Source organism: Streptomyces sp. NPDC031064 (assembly GCF_055570965.1).
On the sequence record NZ_JBVIGF010000006.1, the window covers coordinates 484200 to 503900 of the forward strand.

Here is a 19701-nt window from a genome sequence, read left to right on the forward strand (position 1 = left end):
GTGCGTCGGAGTCGTCAGGCCTGCTGGGCGATCAGGCTCGCGGGGCGGAGGTCGGTCCAGTTGGCCTCCACGTAGGAGAGGCACGCCTCCCTGGTGTCCGCGCCGAACACGGTCCGCCAGCCCGCCGGGACTTCGGCGAAGGAGGGCCACAGCGAGTGCTGGTTCTCGTCGTTGGCCAGGACCAGGAAGGTGCCCTGCGGGTCTTCGAACGGGTTGGTCGTCATGCGTTGTCACTCCTCATGGACATTACGGTGAACAGCTCCGAGAGCGGCTGTTCCGGGTCGGCTGCCGCCTTGCGCAGCAGCACCTGAAGTTCGTCGGCGAGTTGGCGTGCCTTGGCCTCGCCGAGCAGGTCGGTGGCGTGGATGAGCTCGCAGTGGACGGGTCCGTCACCGCGCGGCTCGTAGAAGCTCAAGGCCAGTTCCGCCCGCGTCGATCCGGTCGGTACGGCGTGGAAGGATCCCATGCCGCCCTCCAGCTCGCTGAAGTCGGCCTGCTCATGGTGGATCACCATGACCTGCGGCCCCTCCGCGGGCAGGCCGGTCGCCCGGACGACCTCGTCGAACGGGACGTCCTGGCGGTCCAGCGCGCTGAGCGTCGTCTCCCGTACCCGGGTCAGAAGCTCGGCGAACGTCGGGTCGCCGGCGGTGTCGGTGCGCAGCACCACGGTGTTGGCGAAGCAGCCGACCAGGTCGGCCAGTTGGTCGTCACCGCGGCCCGCGACCATGGTGCCGATCGGCAGGTCGGTGCCGGCGCCATGGGCGGTGAGCAGGGCCGACAGGGCCGAGTGCAGCACCATGAACATGCTGGTACCGGTCGCCTGGGCGAGCTTGTCCACGTCGGCGTGGAGCCGCTCGTCGAGGACGAACCCGACGTAGTCACCGGCGTGGCCGGGCAGCCCGGCCCCGGTGGGACGCGGCCGGTCCGTCGGCAGCGCCAGTGCGCGCGGGATGTCCTTCAGCGTCTGCTGCCAGTACGCGAGCTGCCGCCCGCCCAGGCTGTCGGGGTCGGCGAGGTCGCCGAGGACCTCGTGCGCCCAGTGCGTGTAGTCGGCGTACGTCACCGGCAGCGGCTCCCACTCGGGCGCCCGGCCCTCCGTACGGGCCGCGTACGCCGTGGTGAGGTCGCGGAACAGGGGCACCACGGACCACTCGTCCACCGCGAGGTAGTGCATGGTCAGCAGCACCGCCTGGGTGCCGTCCGCCCCGGTGAGCAGCCGGGCCCGCAGGGGCGGCTCCTCGGACAGGTCCGGGGCCTCGGCGGCGAGTTCGGCGAGCCGGGCTTCCAGGTCGGCGCACCGCTCCACCTCCAGCGCCGGGAACCCGGCGTCCTGCCGGCACACCCGGCCGTCCCGCTCGGTGAAGACCGTGCGCAGCGGCTCGTGCCGTGCCACCACGTCACCCAGCGCGGCCGACAGCGCGTCGGCGTCGAGCCCGCCGGGCGCGCGCAGCACGAGCGCGTGGTCGAAGGCCGCGTGCCGGCGGTAGGAGGACCACTGCCAGCGCTGTACGGGGGCGACCGGCGGCGCGGCGCCGTCCTGGCGGTGCTCGACCGGGCGCAGCGCGGGCCGGGCGGCCGCCGCTCCGTCCAGCTTGGCCGCGATACCGGCGACCGTCTGGGCGTCGAAGACGTCCCGGATGGTCAGCTCGGCACCGAACTCGGAGCGGATGCGGCCGAGGAGCCGCATCGAGGCCATCGAGTGGCCGCCCAGGGCGAAGAAGTTGTCGTGGATGCCGACCTTCTCCAGCTTCAGGATCTCGCCGAACAACTCCGCCAGGCGGGCCTGCGTCTCGGTGGCCGGGCGGGCGTCGCCGGTCATCCCGGACCAGTCGGGCGCGGGCAGCGCCTTGCGGTCCAGCTTGCCGTTGGGGGTCAGCGGCAGCGGGCCGTCCAGCGGCACGACCAGGGCGGGCACCATGTACTCGGGCAGCAGCCCGGCGACGTGCGTGCGCAGCGCCTGCGGGTCCAGTTCCCCGGCTTCGGGTACGGCGTAGCCGACCAGCCGGACGATGTCGCCGTCCCGGTCCGGCACCACGGCGGCCTGGCTGACCGCGGGGTGACCGGCGAGGGCCGCCTCGATCTCGCCCAGCTCGATGCGGAAGCCGCGGATCTTCACCTGGGTGTCGACCCGGCCGAGGAAGTCGAGGTTGCCGTCCCGGCGCCAGCGGGCGCGGTCACCGGTGCGGTACATGCGGCTGCCGGGCGGGCCGAACGGGTCGGCGACGAACCGCTCCGAGGTGAGCCCGGCCTTGCCGAGGTAACCGCGGGCGAGTCCGCGTCCGGACACGTACAGCTCGCCGACCACGCCGGGCGGGACGGGGCAGAGGCGCTCGTCCAGTACGTAGCAGAGCGTGTTGGGGTCGGGGCGGCCGATCGGGACGCGGCCGCCGGGCCGTCCGCCGTGCTCCCAGGCGGGCCACAGCGTGGAGTTGACCGTCGCCTCGGTGAGCCCGTACGCGCAGATCAGGTTGGCCGTGGCGCCGAACCGCTCGAACAGGTCCGGCGGCACCGTCTCCGTACCGACGAGGATCGTGGAGCCCTCGGGCAGTTGGCAGCCCGGCGGCAGCGCCGACACCAGGGAGGGCGGCAGGATCATGTGGGTGACCCGCTGGTCCGCGAGGAAGTCGGTGAGCGCCGGTCCGGCGACCCGCGCCTCGTCGGGTATGAGGACGAGCCGCCCGCCGTGGCACAGCGCCATCGACAGTTCGAAGACGAAGACGTCGAAGCCGATCGAGGCGAACTGGAGCACCCGGCTGTCGGATTCCAGGCCCATGCGGTCGACGGCGGTGGCGACCAGGCTGGAGATGCCCTCGTGCGGCACGACCACGCCCTTGGGGCGGCCGGTCGAACCGGAGGTGTAGATCACGTAGGCGGCCTGGTCCAGGCTCACCGGCGCTCCGTCCACCTCGGACTCGGGCAGCCGGTCCAGTTCGGCGGCGACGTCCGGGGCGTCGAGCAGCACCACGGGGACGCCCGCGACGTCCGGGATCTTCCCGGCGACCGGCTCGGTGCCGACGACGAGCGCGGCCCCGGAGTCCTCGATCATGTAGGTGAGCCGGTCGGCGGGGTGGACCAGGTCCAGCGGCAGGAACGCGGCGCCCAGCTTGTGGGCGGCGAGCACCGTGGCGACCATGTCGACCGACCGGGGCACGGCCACGCCGACCACGCTCTCGGCGCCCACCCCGCGCGCGGCCAGCAGCCGGGCGATCCGGTGGGCCCTGGCGTCGAGCTGGGCGTACGTCACCGACCTGGACCGCTCCACGACGGCCACCGCGTCGGGCCGCTCGGCGACCCGCCGGGCGAACAGGGCGGGCAGCGTGGCCTCGTCCACCTCCCGGGCGGTGGCGTTGAAGCCCTGCAGGACCAACTGCCGCTCGTCGGCGGCGAGGACGTCCACCCGGGACACCGGCCGCTCGGGGTCGGCCGCCACCGCCGCGACCAACTGCCGCAGGCGGTCGCCGAGGCGCTCGGCGGTCTCCTGGTCGAACAGCTCGGTGGCGAACTCCAGCCGGCAGCCGAGCGTGCCCTCGTCCCCGTCGGCGGTGTTCACGTGCTCGGTGAAGCTGAACACGAGGTCGAACTTGGCCGAGCTGATGCGGAACGGCACGTGCTCGACGCCGAGGCCGGGCAGCTCCAGCTCGTCGCCGGTGCGGTTGTGGTAGCCGACCATCACCTGGAACAGCGGGTTGCGGGCCAGCGAGCGCGTCGGGTTGAGCTTCTCCACGACGGACTCGAACGGCACGTCCGCGTTCGAGAACGCGGCCAGGTCGGTGTCGCGGACCCGGGCCAGCAGCTCGGTGAAGCTGGGGTCGCCGGTGAGGTCGGTGCGCAGCACGAGCGTGTTGACGAAGAAGCCGACCAGCTCGTCGAGCGCCTCCTCGCCGCGCCCGGCGATGGGCGAGCCGAGCGGGATGTCGGTGCCGGCGCCCATGCGGTGGAGCAGTGCGGCGACGGCCGCGTGCACCACCATGAACATGCTGGCGCCGCTCTCCCGGGCCAGGCGCTTCAGGCCCTGGTAGGACGTGGCGTCGAACTCGATGTCGAGTTCGGCTCCGGTGAAGGCCGGCCGGGCGGGCCGGGCCCGGTCCGTCGGCAGCTCGATCTCCTCGGGCGCGCCCTGGAGCGTCGTACGCCAGTACTCCAACTGCCGGGCGGCCAGGCTCTGCGCGTCGGCCGGGTCGCCGAGCAGGCGCTGCTGCCACAGCGCGTAGTCGGCGTACTGGACGGGCAGCGGCTCCCACCCGGGCGCCGAGCCGGACGTGCGGGCGGCGTAGGCGGTGGCCAGGTCGCGGAGGAACGGCCGGTCCGACCACTCGTCGGTGGTGATGTGGTGGAGCAGCAGGATGACGACGTGGTCCTCGGGTGCCACCTCCACGATCGTGGCGCGCAGCGGCAGTTCGGTGGCGAGGTCGAACGGGCGGTTGACGGCGGCGTCGACGACGGCGTCCAGCTCGTCCTCGGCGGCGCGGAGGCACTCCACCTCGGGCCGCGCCTGCTCGGCGGGGAGGACCCGCTGGAACGCCTGGCCCTCGCGTTCGGTGAAGACCGTGCGCAGCGCTTCGTGGCGGGCCGCCACATCGGCCAGCGCCGCCCGCCACGCGTCCACGTCGAGGGTGCCGCGCAGCCGCATCACGAGCGGGAAGTTGTACGCGGCCGAGGTGCACTCGATCTGCTGGATGACCCACAGCCGCTGCTGGGCGTGGGACAGCGGCAGCTCGTCGGGCCGCTCGCCGGCGGTCAGCGCCGGACGCTCGGCGGCGTGCGTGCCCGCCGCGCGCTCCACCAGTTCGGCGACGGTCGGGGCCTCGAAGAGGTCCCGGATCGCCAGCTCGGCCCTGAGCGCGGTGCGGGCCCGGCTGATCAGCCTGGTGGCGAGCAGGGAGTGGCCGCCCAGCTCGAAGAAGTCGCTGTCGATGCCGACGCTGCCCTCGGCGAGGCCGAGCACTTCGGCGAAGAGCGCACAGAGCGTCTCCTCCTGCGGCGAGCGGGGCGCGCGGCTGCTGCTCGGCCCGGCGAAGTCGGGCGCGGGCAGGGCCTTGACGTCGAGCTTGCCGTTGACGGTCAGCGGCAGGGTGTCCACGGCCACCAGCGCGGCCGGGACCATGTAGTCCGGCAGGCCGGCCTTCAGGTGCTCGCGCAGGCTCTGGACCAGCGTCTCGCCCCGCTCGGCGCCCTCTTCGGGTACGACGTAGCCGACGAGGCGCTTGGTCCCGGCCGTCTCCGCCACGACGACGGCGGCGGCGTGCGCGACGTCCGGGTGCGCGGCCAGGGCCGTGGAGATCTCGCCCAGCTCGATCCGGTAGCCGCGGATCTTCACCTGGTCGTCGGTGCGGCCGAGGAAGTCGATGAGGCCGTCCGGGCGCTGGCGTACGAGGTCTCCGGTGCGGTACATCCGCTCGCCGGGGGCGCCGAAGGGGTCGGCGACGAACCGCTCGGCGGTCAGGCCGGGCCGGTCGTGGTAGCCCCGGGCGAGGCCGGTTCCGGCGATGTACAGCTCACCGGGGCAGCCGGGCGGGACCGGGCGCAGCATCGCGTCGAGGACGTAGGCCCGGGTGTTGCGGATGGGCATGCCGACCGTGGGGGTGGCGCTGTCGGCGGTGGAGCCGCCGAGGGTGTTGATCGTGTACTCGGTCGGTCCGTACAGGTTGTAGCCGTAGGTGCCCTCGGTGCGGCGCAGGCGCGTCCACACGGTGTCGGACACGGCCTCGCCGCCGAGCAGGACCAGGCAGGGCCGGTGCTTGCCGGCGCTTTCGTCCTGGTCGAGCAGGCCCTCCTCGATCAGCAGTTGGGCGTACGTGGGCGTCACGTTGACCACGTCGACGCGGTGCCGGTCGCAGTAGGCGACCAGTGCCTCGGCGTCGCGGCGCAGTTCCTCGTCGCAGACGTGGACCTCGTGGCCCTCGACGAGCCAGAGCAGCTCCTCCCACGACATGTCGAAGGCGAAGGAGACGGTGTGCGCGATGCGCAGGCGCCGTCCGCCGGCCGAGGCGATGGCCGGGTCGAAGATCTCCTTCTGGTGGTTGAGCTGCATGTTCGTCAGGCCCCGGTACGGGGTGACGACGCCCTTGGGCTTGCCGGTGGAGCCGGAGGTGTAGATGACGTACGCCGGGTGCTCCAGCCGGCCGGCCACGTCGTGTGCGAAGGCGGGGCGCTCGGTGTCGGTGATCTCACCGTCCGGGAGGGTGGCGAGTTCCCCGGTGACGGCCGGGTCGTCCAGCAGGAGTTCGGGGGCGAGCGGGCCGGAGGGGCCCCGCAGCGTCGGGGCGACGGCGGTCGTGGACAGCAGGCACAGGGGCCCGGTGTCCTCGACCATCAGGCGCAGCCGGTCGGCGGGGTGGTCCAGGTCGAGCGGCAGGTAGGCGGCGCCGGTGCGCAGCACCGCGAACAGCGCGACGACCATCTCGATGGAGCGCGGCAGCGCGAGGGCGACGACCTTCTCGGGTCCGGCGCCACGGGCCAGCAGCAGCCGGGCGAGCCGGTTGATCTGCCCGTCCAGCTCCGCGTAGGTGAGGGCGCGCTCGCCGAAGACCAGGGCCACCGCGTCGGGGGTACGGGCGACCTGCGCGGCGAGCATGTCGGCGACGGTCTCGTCGGGGACCGGGTTGTCGCTGGACGCCCACTGGGCCAGCAGCGCGGAGCGCTCGCCGGGCAGCAGCAGGTCCAGGGCGCCGACCTGGGTCGTCAGGTCGCCGATCAGCCGCTCGACGAGGGTGCCGAAGCGGTCGAGGGTGGCCTCGGCCTGCTCGTCGCCGACCAGGTCGGGGCGGTACTCCAGCTTGACCTGGACGGTCTCGGCCGGGTTGACGATCAGCGTCATCGGGTAGTGGGTGGCGTCCACGCTGCCCACGCCGGTGATGCCGTGGCGCTCGGTCAGCGTCCGGAAGCCGCCCTCGTCGGCGAAGTTCTGCAGGACGTACAGGGTGTCGAAGAGCGTGGGGTGGCCACCGGCGCGCTGGAGCTCGGCGAGGCCCAGGTACTCGTGGTCCATGAGCGCGACGCGCTCCGCCTGGATGCGGCGCAGCAGGTCGCCGACGGGCTCGGCGGGGTCGAGGGCGATCCGCTGGGGCACGGTGTTGAGGAACATGCCGATCGTCGTGTCGACGCCCGGCACGTCCGCGGGGCGTCCGGCGACCGTGGCGCCGAACACCACGTCGTCGCGTCCGACCGTCGAGGACAGCACGAGCGCCCACGCGGCGGAGAGGACGGCGTTGATGGTGAGGCCGTGCTCCCGAGCGGACGTGCGCAGCCGGTCGCTGAGCGCGCGGCCGAGGCTGAGGGTGCGGCGCCGCGGGATGGTCGGCTCGTCGCCGCGCTCCCGGGCGACGAGGGTGGGCTCGTCGAGCCCGGCGAGGGCTCGCCGCCAGGTCTCGCGGGCCGCGTCCACGTCCTGGTCCGCGAGCCAGCTCAGGTAGTCGCGGTAGCTGCCGGGGGCGGGCAGGGCGGTGTCGTCGCCGCCCGTCGCGTACAGCTCCAGCAGTTCGCCGAGGAAGAGGGACTGGGACCAGCCGTCCCACGCGACCAGGTGGTGGCTGAGCATCAGCCGGTCGGTGGTGTCGGTGAGCCGGATCAGGGTGAGCCGGAACAGCGGGGGCGCCGACAGGTCGAAGCGCCGCCGCCGGTCGGTCTCGGAGATCTCGGCGAGCCGGGCCTGCCGGGACTGCTCGTCCAGCCCGGTCAGGTCGACCTCGGTGAGCGGTACGGGCAGTTCGGCGGCCGGGCACACGAACTGGACGGGCTCGGGCAGTCCGTCGCTGGTGATGCCGGCGCACAGGCTGGGGTGGCGGCGCAGGAGCGTGGCGCATGCGGCGCCGAGCCGGTCGGCGTCCAGACGGTGGTCGAAGTCGAAGGTGTCCTGCGCGGTGTAGACGTCCAGCGCCGAGGTGTCGTAGCTGGCGTGGAAGTGGATGCCTTCCTGCAGCGGCGACAGCGGCCAGATGTCGGCCACCGACGCCGGGCTGACCCGCTCGATCAGGTCGATGTCGCCCTGGGTGAGGGCGAGCAGCGGCACGTCCGACGGGGTGAGCGAGGGCCGGGCGCCGGGCGTGCCGGTGCGGGCGACGAGGTCGCGCAGCGCGTCGGCCCAGGCGCGGGCGAGGGCGAGGGCGTCGTCCTCGGTCAGCGCGTTGCCGTCCGGCCAGGTCCAGGTGGCGCGCAGCTCGGGGCCCTGTGGGGTCTCCGCGCAGACGGCGTTGACCTGGAGCGTGTACGGCATGGCGAGGTCGGCGTCGGGCTCGACGCGCAGGGCGTCGGACTCGACGGCGGGCGCCCAGTCGCGGGTCTGCTCGGCGGGCAGCCGACCGAAGTAGTTGAACAGCACCTGCGCGGTGGACAGTTGGGCGAACACGGGAGCGAGCTGCGGGTTGAGGTAGCGCAGCATGCCGTATCCGGCGCCGGAGTCGGCGGCCGACCGTACGGATTCCTTGACCCGCTTCAGTGCGTCGAGCGGGTCGGCGGCAGCCGGGAGGCGCACCGGGTGGAGGCTGGTGAACCAGCCCACGGTGCGCGACAGGTCGGCGTCGGTGCCGTCGCGGCCGTGCCGCTCCAGGTCGACCAGGAGGTCACCGTCGGCGGCGGGGTCGTCACCACGTGCGGCGCGCCAGCGGGTGACGGCCAGCCGCAGCGCCGTGAGCAGGACCTCGGTGACGTCGGCGCCGGCCGCGGCGGGCACGGCGGTGAGCAGCGCCCGGGTCTCCTCGGCGGGCAGGGTGACGGTGTGTTCCCGTGCCGCACCGGTCGTGCCGGTACGGGTGGCGCCGGGCAGCAGCTCCGCGCCGGGCGCCAGGGTCGTGGCCCAGTACGGCAGTTCCGCCTGCCGCTGCGGCGAGGTGGCCTGCTCGGCGACGTCACGGGCGAACCGTCGCAGGGAGGTGGGGACCGGCTCCAGGGCGGGCTGCTCACCGCGTGCGACGGCGTCCCAGGCGGCGGCGAGGTCGCCGAGCAGGACGCGCCAGGACACGCCGTCGATCACCAGGTGGTGGACGACCAGCAGGAGCCGGCCGGGCCGGTCGCCACCGGCGTCGAACCAGACGGCCTGGAGCATCACGCCGTTGCCGGGGTCGAGGCGGTCTGCCGCGGCGTCGGACTCCTCGGCGACCGCCGCGCGCAGGGCGGCGTCGTCGTGAGCGGTGACGTCCACGCGGTGGAGCAGTGTGGCGGCGTCCACCGAGCCGGCGGCCGTCGTCCGCGCCGACCACAGGGCGGGGATGGCGGGGCCGAGGTCCATGCGGGTGAGGGTGAGCCGCAGGCCGTCGTGGTGGTCGAGGACCGCCTGGAGGACCCGCGTCAGCGTCTCGGTGTCCGCACCGGCGGGGGCCTGGAGCAGCATGGAGAGGTTGAACCGGTCGATCGTGCCGCCGTCCTCGCGGAGCTGGTGGACGATCGGCAGCAGCGGCACGTCGCCGACGCCGTCGGAGTCGGCGGCCACAGCCGGGGCCGGCCCGCCGGAGCCGGTGACGGTGGCCGCCAGGGCGGCCGGGGTGCGCTGCTCGAAGACGTCCCGCGGGCTGATCGCCAGGCCCGCCCTGCGGGCGCGGCTGGAGACCGACATGGACAGGATGCTGTCGCCGCCGAGGACGAAGAAGTCCTCGTCCGCGTCGACCTCGTCGATGCCCAGGACGTCGGCGAAGATGCCGCAGAGCTGCCGCTCGTAGCCCTCGCGGGAGGTACGGCCCTGCCGCCTGCGGACCTCGGGGGCGGGGAGGGCCTTGTGGTCGACCTTCCCGCCGGGGGTCAGGGGCAGTGCCTCCAGCCGTACGAAGTGGCTGGGCACCATGGGCGCCGGCAGGGAGCCGGTCAGGGCGTCCCGCACGGCACCGGTGTCCAGGTCCGCGCCGGCGGCGGGCACCAGGTACGCCACGAGCTGCTTGATCCCGCGCTCGTCGTCGCGGGCCACGACCACGACGTCGCCGACGGCCGGCTCTTCGCGCAGCCGGGCTTCGATTTCACCGAGTTCCACCCGGTTACCCCTGATCTTGACTTGGTGGTCGGTGCGCCCCAGGTAGGTGAGCACACCGTCTCCGTTGAACTGGACCATGTCTCCGGTGCGGTACATCCGCTCGCCCGGAGCGCCGAACGGGTCCGCGACGAACCGCTCGGCGGTCAGCGCGGTGCGTCCGTGATAGCCGCGGGCGAGTTGCGCGCCCGCGATGTAGAGCTCGCCCGGTTCGCCCTCCGCGACGGGGCGGAGGCAGCGGTCGAGGACGTAGAGGCGGGTGTTCCACACCGGGCCGCCGATGGGGACGGTCGCGCCCTCGTCCGGTCCGGTCCCCGCTTCCCAGCTCGTGACCTGGATGACGGCCTCGGTGGGCCCGTACACGTTGAACAGGGGGACGCCGGTGCGCTCCCGCCAGCGCCGGGCGAGCGGCACGGGCAGCGCCTCGCCACCGCTGAAGGCGCGGCGCAGGGTGGTCCACCACTGCCCCGCCCCGTCCTCCGCGAGCAGCGCGCCGTAGAGGGAGGGCACGAGGTCGATGCTGGTGACCCGCTCGCGGCGGATCAGCTCGATCAGGTACGCCGGGTCCCGGTGGCCGTCCGGCCGGGCGGCCACGACGGTCCCGCCGGTGAGCAGCGGGGTGAAGATCTCCAGGACGGAGGGGTCGAAGCTGGTCGAGTACTGGTGCAGCACCCGCTCGTCCGGGCCGTAGCCGAACCGCTCGGCGGTCCAGTGGAGTTGGCCGACGACCGCACGATGGCTGACGACGACGCCCTTGGGCCGCCCGGTGGAGCCCGAGGTGTAGATGACGTACGCGGCGCTGTCCGGGTGGACGGGGACGCACACGGGTGCCTCGGCGGTCGTCTCCCGGCCGAGTTCGACGTGGGTCACCCCGTCGAGTCCGGGCAGCCGGGTCCGGGACTGCGCGGTGACGACGACGGTGCGCGCCCCGGAGTCGGCGAGCATGTAGCGCACCCGGTCGGCCGGGTAGTCGACGTCCACCGGCAGATAGGCGGCTCCGGCCTTGAGCACGCCGAGCAGCGCGACCAGCGTTTCGGTGGAGCGGGGGACGGCGACGGCGACGACGGACTCGGGCGTCACTCCCCCGGCGAGCAGCCGGTGGGCCAGCGCCTCGGCCCGGGCGTCCAGTTCGGCGTAGGTGGTCCGTCCGGCCTCGTCGACCACCGCGGTGGCGTCCGGGGTCCGGCGGGCCTGCCGTGTGAAGGCCGCGTGGACGGTGTCGTCCGGCAGGGCGTGCCGGCCGCCGCTCAGCCGGTCGAGGGCGGCTCGGTCCTCCTCGGCGGTGCGCAGGGCGAGCTGCGCGACGGGGCGGAGGGGGTCGGTGACGAGCTGGTCGAGCACGGCGCGCAGCCGGTCGGCGAACCGCTGGGCCGCGGCGGAGTCCAGCCGGGCCGGGTCGTGGTCGAGGCGCAGCCGGAGCCGTTCACCGGGCAGGACGGTGAGCGCCAGCGGGTAGTGGACGGCGTCCCGGATGTGGGAGCCGGTGAGGCGGACCAGGCCCGCCGGGTCGGACGGCTCACCGGCGTCCGGCAGGTTCTCCACGACGACCAGCGCCTCGAACAACTCGCCCCGCCCCACGGCGCGCTGGATCTCGGCGAGACCGACGTACTGGTGGTCGAGCAGTTCGGCCTGCTCGCCCTGGAAGCGCGCGAGGACATCGGCCAGCGACTGTTCCGGCCGCCACCGCAGCCGTGCGGGGAGCGTGTTGATGAGGAGGCCGACGAGCGTCTCGACGCCCTCGACTGCGGCCTGGCGGCCCGAAACGGTGGTGCCGAAGACCAGGTCGCGGGAGCCGGTGACATCGCCGAGCAGCAGCCCGAAGGCGCCCTGGGCGACGGAGCCGAGCGTCAGCCCGAGCCCGCGGGCCCGGTCGGTGAGGGCGGCGGTCTTGGAGGCGGACAGCTCCACGGTGACGGTGCCGGTGCGGGCCTCGTCCGCGTCGGTGCCGCGCACGGGCAGCCGGGCGGGAGCGTCGAGCCCCGCCAGGGCCTCGCGCCACGCCTCCAGAGCGCCGGCGCGGTCGCGGGCGGCGAGCCAGCGTGCGTACGCCCGGTAGGCCGGGTCCGGCTCGGGCCGCTCGGCCGCGGCTCCCGGCCGGTAACCGTTGAGCAGCTCCCGCATGAGGAGCGACACCGACCAGCCGTCGACGACGATGTGGTGCAGCGTCAGGACGAGCTGGGACCGCTCGGCACCGTGGCGGATCAGCGCGGCCCGCAGCAGCGGGGCGGTGGCGAGGTCGAAGCCCTTCGCCCGCTCCTCGGCGGCGATGTCCGCGGCGGCCGCCGCCCGGCTGTCGCGGTCCTGGCCGGACAGGTCGGCGAAGCGCCAGGGCAGCGCGACGCGTTCCCCGATGAGCTGCACGATCCGGCCGTCCGGCAGTTGGTGGAAGGCGGCGCGCAGCATGGGGTGGCGGTCCAGGAGGGCCTGGACGGCGGCCTTCAGGGCGTCGGGGTCCACGTCACCGGAGAGTTCGACGGTGTCCTGTACGGCGTAACCGTCGGCGCCCGTCTCGTCGACGGAGGCGTGGAAGAAGAAGCCCTCCTGGAGCGGCGTGGCCGGCACGGCGTCGACGAGGTCCGGGACGGCCTCGACGCACTCGGCCCGCTCCGCGTCGCCGAGGCCGGCGAGCGAGAAGGGCGCGGGCAGTTCGGCGGTGGCGGCCCCCGGGCCGTCCGCCGGGTCGCCGGCGGCGTCGGCCAGTGCCGCGAGCGCGGCGACGGTACGGCGCCGGAAGACGTCGCGGGGGGTGATCGCCAGCCCGGCCGCACGGGCGCGGTTGACGAGCTGGATGGCGACGATGCTGTCGCCGCCGAGCTCGAAGAAGCTGTCGTGGACGCCGACCGAGGGCAGGCCGAGGACCTCGGCGAACAGCGCGGCGAGCGCGGTCTCGGCGGGCGTCGTCGGGGCGGCGTCACCGGTCATGGCCGTCCACCGCGGCTCGGGCAGGGCGCGGGCGTTCAGCTTGCCGTTGGGCGTCAGCGGCAGCGGGCCGTCCAGCAGGACGAGCGCCGACGGCATCATGTAGTCGGGCAGGGCCTCCGACACCTGGGCGCGGGCCGCGGCCACGGCGGCGTCGGCGTCCGCGCCGTCCTCGGCGACCAGGTAGGCGGCGAGGCGCTTGACGCCCCGGTGGTCCTCGCGCAGGAGGACGGCGGCCTGGGAGATGCCCGGGCAGGCCATGAAGGCGCTCTCGATCTCGCCCGGTTCGATCCGGTGGCCGCGGATCTTGAGCTGGCCGTCGGCGCGGCCGAGGAACTCCAGGTTGCCGTCGGCGCCCCAGCGCACCCGGTCACCGGTGCGGTACATCCGCGCGCCCGCCGGGCCGAACGGGTCGGCGACGAACCGCTCGGAGGTCAGGCCCGCGCGGCCGAGGTAGCCGCGGGCGAGGCCGCGCCCGCCGACGTACAGCTCGCCCTCGACGCCCACGGGGACCGGGCGCAGCGCGGCGTCGAGCACGTACGCGCGGGTGTTGGGGTCGGGCTCGCCGATGGGCGCGGGTCCCGGCCGGTCGGGGTCGGCGACCCACAGGGTGGAGTTGACGGTCGCCTCGGTGAGGCCGTACGCGACCACGACCTGGAGGCGCCCGGCGTAGCGGGCGATCAGCTCGCTGGGCACCGCCTCGGTGCCGACGACGAGGACCGCGCCCTCGGGCAGCTCACAGTCCTGCGGCAGCGCCGACACCAGGGACGGCGGCAGGATCATGTGGGTGGCGAGGTGCTCCTCGATGTAGTCGGTCAGGGCGGTCCCGGCGACCCGGCGCTCGGTGGGGACGACGATGATCCGGCCGCCGACGCACAGGGACATGATCAGGTCCCAGACCGTCACGTCGAAGCCGACGGAGGCGAACTGCACGACCCGGCTGTCGGCGTCGATGCCGATCCGCTCGGTGGCGGTGGCGATCAGGCTGCCGACGCCGTCGTGCGAGACGACCACGCCCTTGGGGCGGCCGGTGGAGCCGGAGGTGTAGATGACGTACGCGGCCTGGTCCAGGGGGATGGGCAGGCCGGGGTCGGAGTCGTCCAGCGCGGCGGACTCGGCGGCGACGGCCGGGGCGTCGAGGAGGACGTGCTCGACGCCGGGGGCGACCGGGAGTGCCCCGGCGAGGTCGCGGGTGGTGACGACGGTCCGGGCACCGGCGTCGGAGAGCATGTAGGCGATGCGGTCCTGGGGGTGGTCGGCGTCCAGCGGCAGGTACGCCGCGCCCGCCTTCATCACCGCCAGCAGGGTGACGACCAGTTCGGGCGAGCGCGGGAGGGCCACGGCGACGACGTCCTCGGCGCCCACGCCCCGCGCGATCAGCAGGCGGGCCAGCCGGTTCGCGGCGGCGTTGAGCTCCGCGTACGACAGCTCGCGCTCCTCGCAGACGAGCGCGACGGCGTCCGGGGAGCGGCGCACCTGGCGCTCGAAGGCGGCGGGCCAGGACAGTTCGGGCACGTCGCAGGGCGCGACGCCGAAGTCGTCGAGGAGCTGGGCCCGCTCGGCGCCGGAGGTCAGCTCGATGTGGGCGAGGGGGCGGTCCATGCCGTCGACGAGGGCGTCGAGGAGCATGAGGAAGCGGCGCTGGTGCTCCGCCAGGGTCGGCTCGTCGCACCTCTCGGCGTCCGCGTCGACGTGGATGCGCAGGCCCTGGTGGTCCGAGAAGTCGCCGACCGTGATCGCCAGGTCGCTGACGGGGCCGAGCCACCGCGGCACCAGGTCGGCTTCGAGGTCGCCGAAGCGGATCTCCTCGGCGGTCGGCAGGACGTTGATCGTGGGGCCGACCAGTTCCTGCACGCCGTCGACGAGTCCCAGGTCTCGGGCCAGGTCCTCGGCGCGGTAGCGGCTGTGGGCGACGGTCTCGGCGATCGCCGTGCGGACGGCGGTGACCATCTGGGTGCCGGTCATGTCCGGGCGGACGGTCAGGCGCAGGGGAAGGATGTTGGAGACCATGCCGGGCACGTCCCGGGTACCGGGGTCCTGCCGGGTGGTGACGGGCAGGCCCAGGACGAGGTCCTGTTCGCCGGTGGCCCGGTGCAGGTAGGCGGCCACGGCGGCCACAAGGAGGCGGGACAGCCGAACACCGGCGTTCTCCGCGGCGGTCCGCAGCCGGGCGGTGTGCTCCCGGGACAGTGCCGTCGTACGGCGCAGCCTCCGCTTCGTGGGCGCGGCGGAGCGCTCCACCAGGCGTACGGGCTCGGGCCGGCCGGCCATCCGGTCCAGCCAGTACGCACGGTCTTGCGCGTGCTTCTCCGACGCACGGTGGGCGATGTCCGCGTCGACCAGGCGGGACAGTGCCCACTCGGGGGCGGCCGTCGCTTCCCCGGCCGTGTAGAGCTCACCCGCGCGGCGGGTGATCTGGGCGATGCCGGTGCCGTCGATGACGATGTGGTGATAGCGCTGGTACCACCAGAGGTGGTCGTCCGCGAGCCGGAGCAGGACCTGGGCGAAGAGCGGGCCGGCCGCGAGGTCGGCGGGGCGGTCGCGGTCGGCTTCCATCCACTGCTCGGCCGCGCCCAGCGGGTCCCGCTCGTCCCTCAGGTCGACGACGGGGACGCCGACGGGGAAGCGGGTGGGAATCTGGCGTGGTGCGCCGTTCTCGGTGACGAACCGGACGTGCAGGGATTCGGCTTCCTCCGAGGCCTGCCGGACGGCGGACGCCAGGCGGTCCAGGTCGATACCGCCGCGGAGTTCGAGGACGAACGAGACGTTGTAGGCCGAGCTGTCCGGCTCGATCTGCTGGGCAAGCCAGATGCCGGATTGCCCGCCGGTGACGGGTATCCCGGCAGTGGATGTCCGGTCCGACTCGGCGTCAAACATCGTTCGTACGGCCTTTCCCTGGTTGTGCGTCTGTGGTGAGTCGTTACGTGGCGTCCGTGGTCAGCAGCGGCGACGCCTGCCCGGTGGCGAGGACCACCGGGCAGGCGCGGCTACGGACGGGCCGGCCGCATCGCGGGCAGGCGTGTCGGCTACTTGATGGCCTCGAGCTTCGCCACGACCTCGTCGATGGCGTAGGGAATGCTCAGCACGGTGTTGAAGGAGAGCGCCGCGCCGATGTCCGGGTCGTTGTACGGGAGGAAGACGTCACGCTTCTCCTGGTGGACCTTCAGCTTCTTGTAGAGCGGGTCGGCCTTGACGGCCTTCTCCGACTCCGGCGTGCCCAGCCAGACGGTCCGGTCGGCGTCCATGACGTCGAGGCGCTCGGAGCTGAGCTCGACGATGTTCTCCTTGCCCAGCGCGTCCTGGTAGGTCTTGGAGGTGGTGAAGCCCATCTCGGTCAGGAAAACGACCTTGGGGTCCTTGGGCGAGAACGCGGAGTACTTGCCGCCGTAGGGCTCGCCGACGGCGACGGTCTTGCCCTTCCACTCGGGGTGCTTGTCACGGACGGCCTTGAAGCGCGCGTCGATGCCGCTGATCAGTTGCTCGGTCTCGGCGTTCTTGCCGAGCGCCTTGCCGATCTGGCGGGTCATCACCTGCCAGGACGCCTGGTAGTCCTCGGCGCCCTTGGGCTGGGCGACCACCTTGGCGATCTTGGAGAGGGTGTCGTACTGCTCCTTCTTCATGCCCGAGTACTGGGCGATGATCAGGTCCGGCTTGAGCGCCGCGATCTTCTCCATGTTGTACTCGTCGCGCTCACCGACGATCTGCGGCGGCGTCGAGCCCCACAGCTCCTTGGTCCACGGCCACTTGCCGTACGGCTGCTCCTTGAACCAGTCCACCGCGCCGACGGGCTTGACGCCCAGCGCCAGCACCGCGTCCTGGTCGGACAGGCCGAGGGTGACGACCTTCTTCGGCTCCGACTCGATGGTCGTGCTGCCGTACTTGTGCTCGACCGTCACCGGGAAGGCGGCCGACTTCGCGCCGGCGGCCTTGTCGGACGGCTTGGCGTCGGTCTTCTCGGCGCCACCACCACAGGCGGTCAGCGCCAGCGCGGCGACGGCGGCGACGGCCACGCGGGGGATGGTTCTGGCGATCCTGGCCAGCGCGGGGCGTGTACCAAGGGACACGGGTGTTTCCTTTCACGGGGGTTTCACGGTGCGCGTCACATCCGCCCGGCGTGAGACGGCCACCGGGCGGCCGGAACTGTGGGGGGCGGCTTGATCAGGGGGTGATCAGAGGGCGATCAGAGGGACGAACCGATCTCGTCGGCGGCGCGCCGGGCTCCGGCCACCGGCTCCTTGCCCCGGTCGAGGATCGAGTCGAGGATCTCGCCGACCCGGACCGCGGTGTTCGACAGCAGCGAGGACGTGATGCCGTGCGTGTGCTCGGTGCCGCCCTGGAGGTAGATGCCGCAGCGGAGTTCGGGGTCCGTCGTGATGCGGTAGTCGCGCTCGACGCGGACGCGGCCCTCGTCGTCACGGCGGCAGTACGCCTCGACCTCGCCGAGGAGCCCGAGCGGGTCGGCCGACCGGTATCCGGTGGCGTAGACGACCACGTCGGCGTCGAGCGGGGTCTTCTCACCCGTCACCAGCGACTCGACCGTGGTGCGGACCTTGTCCGGCGTCTCGACGACGTCGGTGAGCCGGGAGACCTTCAGGAACCGCAGCCGCTCGGTACCGAGGACCTTCTCCTGGTACTCCTGGCGGTAGAGGTCGTCGATGAGGTCGATGTCCACCACGGAGTAGTTGGTGTTGCCGTGGTAGCCGATCAGCTTGCGCTTGATCTCCTCCGGCGCGGTGTAGAACTCGCCGACCGCCTCGGGGTCGAAGATGCGGTTGGCGAAGCTGCTGTCGTCGGCGGGGCTGTAGCCGTAGCGGGAGAACACGGCGCAGACCTCGGCGTTGGGGAAGCGCCGGTGCAGGTAGGCCACATTCTCCGCGGCGCTCTGTCCGGCGCCGACCACGATGAAGCGGGACGGGTCGGCGTCCTTGAGGCCCTCCACCCGCGCCAGCAGGTCGGAGTTGTGCCAGATCCGGTCCGTGCGCTCGACGCCCTCGGGCATCTGCGGCCGCAGGCCCGTGCCGATGACGAGGTTGCGGGCGCGGTGGACGACCGTCTCCGAGCCCGAACGGGCCGTCACGTCCACGTACTGGATGACGCCGTCCTGGACGACCGGCCGCACGGCGACGACCTCGTGCCCGTAGGACACCATGTCGTCCACCTTCGCGGCGGCCCACTCGAAGTAGTCGTGGAACTCGACCCGCAGCGGGAAGAGGTTCTTGTGGTTGATGAAGTCGATCAGCCGCCCCTTGCTCTTCAGGTAGCAGAGGAAGCTGTACTCGCTCGCCGGATTGCGCAGCGTCACCAGGTCCTTGAGGAAGGACACCTGCATGGTGGCATCGTCGATCAGCATGCCGCGGTGCCAGCCGAAGTTCGGTTGCCGCTCGAAGAAGTGAGCAGTGACCGCCTCCTGCCTGTCGACGCTTGCGTTGTGCTCGCTGAGCGCGATCGCCATGGCCACATTGGACGGGCCGAAGCCGATGCCTATGAGGTCGTGGATCAGAGGTGCGTCGTCAGGAAGAGCCTGTGACATGTCACTCCCATCGTGCGGGACAGCCGCTTGTCAGGCGTTTGGGGAACGGGAGCAGGGCACACCGACGAGCGGCGGCCGAGCAGAACTTAGGTAAAGCTAACCTGATCTGCGAGCTCTGTCGACGGGGCAAAACGGACAAGACATGGCTCATAGAGGCGAACACCACTCAAAATTCGGCCTCGTTGCGCCATTAGGTAAGGCTTGCTTTACTTGGCCCGGTCCATCACTTCTCTGAGGAGGAAACCCATGCGGGTCGTCATGTTCGGTTATCAGACCTGGGGACATCGCACCCTGCAAGCTCTCCTGGACTCCGAACACGACGTCGTGATGGTTGTGACCCACCCCAAGAGCGAGCACGCCTACGAGAAGATCTGGAGCGACTCCGTCGCCGACCTGGCCGCGGAGCACGGCGTGCCCGTGGTGATCCGGAACCGTCCCGACGACGAGGAGCTGTTCACCCTCCTCAAGGAGGCGGAGCCGGACATCATCGTGGCCAACAACTGGCGGACGTGGATCCCCCCGCGCATCTTCAACCTGCCGCGCCACGGGACCCTCAACGTCCACGACTCGCTGCTGCCCAAGTACGCGGGCTTCTCCCCGCTGATCTGGGCCCTCATCAACGGCGAGAGCGAGGTCGGCGTCACCGCGCACATGATGGACGACGAGCTCGACGCCGGTGACATCGTGCTCCAGAAGGCGGTGGCCGTCGGTCCCAGGGACACCGCCACCGACCTGTTCCACAAGACGGTCGACCTCATCGCGCCGGTCACCACGGGCGCGCTCGACCTCATCGCGTCCGGGCGCACCGACTTCACCAAGCAGGACCGGTCCCAGGCGAGCTTCTTCCACAAGCGGTCCGCCGAGGACATCCGCATCGACTGGAACTGGCCCGCCGAGGACCTCGACCGCCTGGTCCGCGCCCAGTCCGCCCCGTACCCGAGCGCCTTCACCTTCCACAAGGGCAAGCGCCTGGAGATCCTGTCGGCGTTCGTCTCCGAGGGCCGCTACGGCGGCACGCCCGGCCGCATCTTCTACCGCGAGGGCGACGGCGTGGTGATCGTCGCCGGCGCCGACGCCCGTACCGGCCGCAACCACGGACTCGCCATCACCCGCATACGTACGGAGGACGGCGAGGAGATGCCGGCGACGGACTACTTCACCGCGATGGGCGGATACCTCACCAGCCGCCCCTGAACGTCGACGGCGGCGGGGGGGGGGGGGGGGGGGGGGGGGGGGGGGGGGGGGGGTGGTGGGGGGGGGGGGGGAGGGGGGGGGGGAGGGGGGGGGGGGGGGGGGGGAT

At 72.8% G+C, this 19701-nt stretch carries 5 protein-coding genes; 1 reads left to right on the forward strand and 4 read right to left on the reverse strand.

The genetic code is table 11. The annotated features are described in order from the left end of the window. Window positions 1–14: 14 nt before the first annotated feature. The 4 genes from ACZ46W_RS23875 to ACZ46W_RS23890 all read right to left on the reverse strand — a co-directional run bounded on the left by ACZ46W_RS23875 (window position 15) and on the right by ACZ46W_RS23890 (window position 18401). Window positions 15–224, reverse strand: coding sequence for an MbtH family protein (locus ACZ46W_RS23875; RefSeq protein ID WP_468340871.1), 210 nt, complete (start codon window positions 222–224; stop codon window positions 15–17). Then, window positions 221–15748 carry an amino acid adenylation domain-containing protein gene (locus ACZ46W_RS23880; protein ID WP_468340874.1) on the reverse strand — a complete coding sequence of 5176 codons (15528 nt, stop codon included), beginning with the start codon at window positions 15746–15748 and terminating at the stop codon, window positions 221–223. Before ACZ46W_RS23880 ends, ACZ46W_RS23875 begins: the two co-directional genes overlap by 4 nt. Before the next feature lie 149 nt (window positions 15749–15897). Beyond that, a complete protein-coding gene (locus tag ACZ46W_RS23885) occupies window positions 15898–16935 on the reverse strand; it encodes an iron-siderophore ABC transporter substrate-binding protein (protein ID WP_468340877.1) in 1038 nt (345 codons plus the stop codon). 116 nt (window positions 16936–17051) lie between these two features. Further along, window positions 17052–18401, reverse strand: coding sequence for a lysine N(6)-hydroxylase/L-ornithine N(5)-oxygenase family protein (locus tag ACZ46W_RS23890; RefSeq protein WP_468340880.1), 1350 nt, complete (start codon window positions 18399–18401; stop codon window positions 17052–17054). 246 nt (window positions 18402–18647) lie between these two features. Between ACZ46W_RS23890 and ACZ46W_RS23895 the strand changes: the two genes are divergently transcribed. Further along, window positions 18648–19595, forward strand: coding sequence for a methionyl-tRNA formyltransferase (locus tag ACZ46W_RS23895; RefSeq protein WP_366126792.1), 948 nt, complete (start codon window positions 18648–18650; stop codon window positions 19593–19595). Window positions 19596–19701 lie beyond the last annotated feature (106 nt).

What these genes read in the sequence shown, in the direction of transcription:
- ACZ46W_RS23875 (WP_468340871.1), bottom strand. Translation starts at nt 224, where the DNA reads ATGACGACCAACCCGTTCGAAGACCCGCAGGGCACCTTCCTGGTCCTG.
- ACZ46W_RS23880 (WP_468340874.1), bottom strand. Translation starts at nt 15,748, where the DNA reads ATGTTTGACGCCGAGTCGGACCGGACATCCACTGCCGGGATACCCGTC.
- ACZ46W_RS23890 (WP_468340880.1), bottom strand. Translation starts at nt 18,401, where the DNA reads ATGTCACAGGCTCTTCCTGACGACGCACCTCTGATCCACGACCTCATA.
- ACZ46W_RS23895 (WP_366126792.1), top strand. Translation starts at nt 18,648, where the DNA reads ATGCGGGTCGTCATGTTCGGTTATCAGACCTGGGGACATCGCACCCTG.